A 2,950-nucleotide genomic window follows, 5' to 3' on the forward strand; every position below is an offset into this window, starting at 1 on the left:
CAATTGCCCTTCAAACCGGAAGATCGAAGCGTACACATTGACCTTTCCAGCTTTTACCGTGGCGTCATTCACCAGATATCGCGTGGGGAAATTATCCGTCCCGTCTGCGATGATGTCATACTTCGAGATGATATCCAAGGCATTCTCACTGCTCAGCCTAAGATTGTATTTCTCGAATTCCACATAGGGATTCTGACGTTGTAGGCGATCGACTGCGGCCTCCACCTTGGGACGACCGATATCATCAATTGTAAATAGGACCTGCCGCTGAAGATTGCTCGACTCCACCACATCGAAGTCCACTACCCCGATCTTTCCGATGCCTGCAGCTGTGAGATACTGGAGCATGGGCGCACCAAGTCCTCCAGTACCTATCACAAGCACCTTGCTCTTTTTCAACCGCTCCTGCCCTTCCAGCCCGAACTCGGGGATGATCAGGTGCCTACTGTAACGAGCCAATTCTTCTTTACTCAACATAGTGACAGAATTCAGATTGCACCACCTGCGATGGCTGGAATGATGCTCAATATATCACCTTCTTTGAGTGAAGTACGCTCACGCTCCAGTGAATCGATATCCTGATCGCCCAAGAAGAGTTTGATATAGGGCCGAATGGAATCCCCATCCAATAAAAAGGGTCTCAATGAAGGATACTTCTCCGTGAGATTCTCGATCAGTTCCAGAACGGTGTTTCCTTCCAGATCCAGTTTGGAATGGTCATCTGTGAACTTCCGTAGCGGTGTGGGTATGTTTATCTGTACCATGATTATTGATTTATTATTCATTATTCATTTTCTATCTGTAGTTCTTCTGCTTGGAATTCATGGGTGTCATCCAGTCGCCATGAGGTGATATCAGCACCTTTTCCTTCTTTTATTGAAACAATGACGTAGGAGAATACGGGCATGGCCTGTACCCTATCATGCTCACTCGGACGGGCCGGATGGTCGGGATGAGAGTGATAGACCCCAATGAGTTCCAACTCATGTTCTTCTGCATAGCGCTCAGCCTTGAGATAGTCCATAGGTAGCACTTGGAATCGCCTTCGCTTATTCTCTGTAGCATGGTTGTCTATCTCGAGTACTTCACGCACCCGTACCGTCCCATTCTCCCTCAGCCCATACATGAATCCGACACACTCATAGGGATATTCTCGTTCTCCATGAGCCACGATACGCTCTTCGTATTTCTTTGGAATCTCTATCATAGCTGTATCATCTTCAATACTTCATCATACTTGCTGATATCATCGGCCAACACGGTCACGATATCCCCTTCTTCCAAAGTATGGGCAAGTTCTTGCGCGCCTACCAGATTGGCAGCGGCAGAAGGGCTGAGTAAGAGGCCTTCTTTCCGAGCGATGAATCGGATCATATCCATCACGGATTCTGAACTGATCGATGCAGTCGCATCTACCTGTGAAGGGTCGAAAATGCTCGGAACCTTGGCCGTTTCTAGATGTTTCCATCCTTCCATGATATGTAAGGGGCTGTCGGGCTGAAGAGCGATCGCCTGGAATTGGGCTCCTAGATCCTTCAATCCCCTGGTCGTACCCGTGAAGGTTCCAGTGGTGCCCAGGCCCGCAACAAAGTGGCTGATCCTACCATCCCGCTGTTGCCAGATCTCTCGTGATGTGGTGAGCACATGGGCCTCTTGATTCGATGGGTTCCCATACTGGTCGGCATAGAAATACTTCTCGGGATAACGAGCTTGGATTTCCTGTGCGACTGCTTGTGCACCATCAGTGCCTTCCATCTCACTGGTCCAATGAAGGGATGCCCCAAGTGAACGCAGGACCTGTTTGCGCTTTTCGGAGGCATTGGAAGGGATACATATATGTACAGGGATCTGCAAGACCCTTCCAATCGCTGCATATGCAATGGCAGTGTTACCGCTTGATGCATCGAGCAATGTCCTACCCTGCAATTCTCCTTCTGACCACGCCCTCTGCATGATATGGAAAGCCGCTCTAGCCTTGACACTGTTTCCTATCTGGTGCCATTCCAGCTTGGCCCATACCTTCACCTTATCGCTGGACAAGGATTCAATTCCGATCATGGGAGTATTCCCTACGCGTTGGCGGCAATTGGCCAGCAATCGTTCCATTCTACTGGTACTTCTGTACTCTGTCATCGATTCAATCGTATGGCAAGAAAAAAGGCCCTTCCGTACAGGAAGAGCCTTCATCTATCTTAACAATGTTCTTTCTAAATCGTCAGATGGGCACATAGTTCCTGCAACCGGACCTCCGGTCACAACAACAGCAACATGTATATATGTACCACATCATCAAGACCAAAGTAAAACAATATCCTGCAAGAGCGCAAGTGTTATTTGCAGCTGAAGGGTTTCATCCGTCCATGTGACTGGGCTATCTTTATGGCGTGCAGGAATCAGCTTCGATATATCGTATGAGGAACGCACTACGCTGTATGCTGATACTCGTGGTGATATGCTCTCTGGCTTCATGTCAGAAGGAAGAGATAGAGGATGATGATGTGATGGAACAGTACCCTCGTCCCGAACTTCCAGAAATCCCTTTCAACTATTCCGACATCAGCTTACCTGAGCATTTCTTTGAGAATGACCTGATAGGTTCTTTCCAGAGTTCCATAGACCTGATCAACAATACTCCCGAAGAGAATCCAATCACGGATGAAGGCGCGACTCTGGGAAGAGTGCTGTTCTACGATGTGAATCTCAGTCAGAATAAGAGCATTTCATGTGCTTCTTGTCATCAGCAAGAACATGGATTCTCCGACCCCGCGGCTTTCAGCTCCGGGTTTGAAGGGGGGCTCACAGGTCGGCACTCCATGGGACTGGCCAATGCAGCCTATTATGGACGCGGGCGATTTTTCTGGGATGAACGCGCGGCTACGCTTGAAGACCAGGTACTCATGCCTATTCAGGATCCTATAGAGATGGGTATGCAACTGGACAGTGTGATACA

The 2,950-nt window shown here is 48.7% G+C and carries 5 protein-coding genes; 1 reads left to right on the forward strand and 4 read right to left on the reverse strand.

The genetic code is table 11. From position 1 onward, the window contains the following. From HKN79_02055 to HKN79_02070, 4 genes are all read right to left on the reverse strand, one after another. Positions 1-477 (reverse strand): HesA/MoeB/ThiF family protein (locus HKN79_02055; GenBank protein ID NNC82334.1); only part of this gene is annotated, 477 nt, incomplete at its 3' end. A gap of 11 nt (positions 478-488) precedes the next feature. Next, a complete protein-coding gene (locus HKN79_02060; GenBank protein NNC82335.1) occupies positions 489-764 on the reverse strand; it encodes a molybdopterin synthase sulfur carrier subunit in 276 nt (91 codons plus the stop codon). A gap of 20 nt (positions 765-784) precedes the next feature. Then, on the reverse strand, positions 785-1,207 hold the full coding sequence (locus tag HKN79_02065) for a M67 family metallopeptidase (GenBank protein NNC82336.1): 423 nt from the start codon (positions 1,205-1,207) through the stop codon (positions 785-787). Next, positions 1,204-2,106 (reverse strand): cysteine synthase family protein, encoded by a 903-nt coding sequence (locus HKN79_02070; protein NNC82337.1) that lies wholly within the window; start codon positions 2,104-2,106, stop codon positions 1,204-1,206. Before HKN79_02070 ends, HKN79_02065 begins: the two co-directional genes overlap by 4 nt. A 305-nt stretch (positions 2,107-2,411) precedes the next feature. Here HKN79_02070 and HKN79_02075 point away from each other — a divergent pair. After that, the coding region (locus HKN79_02075; protein ID NNC82338.1) for a cytochrome-c peroxidase at positions 2,412-2,950 on the forward strand (539 nt) is incomplete at its 3' end.

The sequence above is a fragment of the Flavobacteriales bacterium genome (assembly GCA_013001705.1).
GTDB lineage: Bacteria > Bacteroidota > Bacteroidia > Flavobacteriales_D > JABDKJ01 > JABDLZ01.

What these genes read in the sequence shown, in the direction of transcription:
- HKN79_02060 (NNC82335.1), bottom strand. Translation starts at nt 764, where the DNA reads ATGGTACAGATAAACATACCCACACCGCTACGGAAGTTCACAGATGAC.
- HKN79_02070 (NNC82337.1), bottom strand. Translation starts at nt 2,106, where the DNA reads ATGGAACGATTGCTGGCCAATTGCCGCCAACGCGTAGGGAATACTCCC.
- HKN79_02065 (NNC82336.1), bottom strand. Translation starts at nt 1,207, where the DNA reads ATGATAGAGATTCCAAAGAAATACGAAGAGCGTATCGTGGCTCATGGA.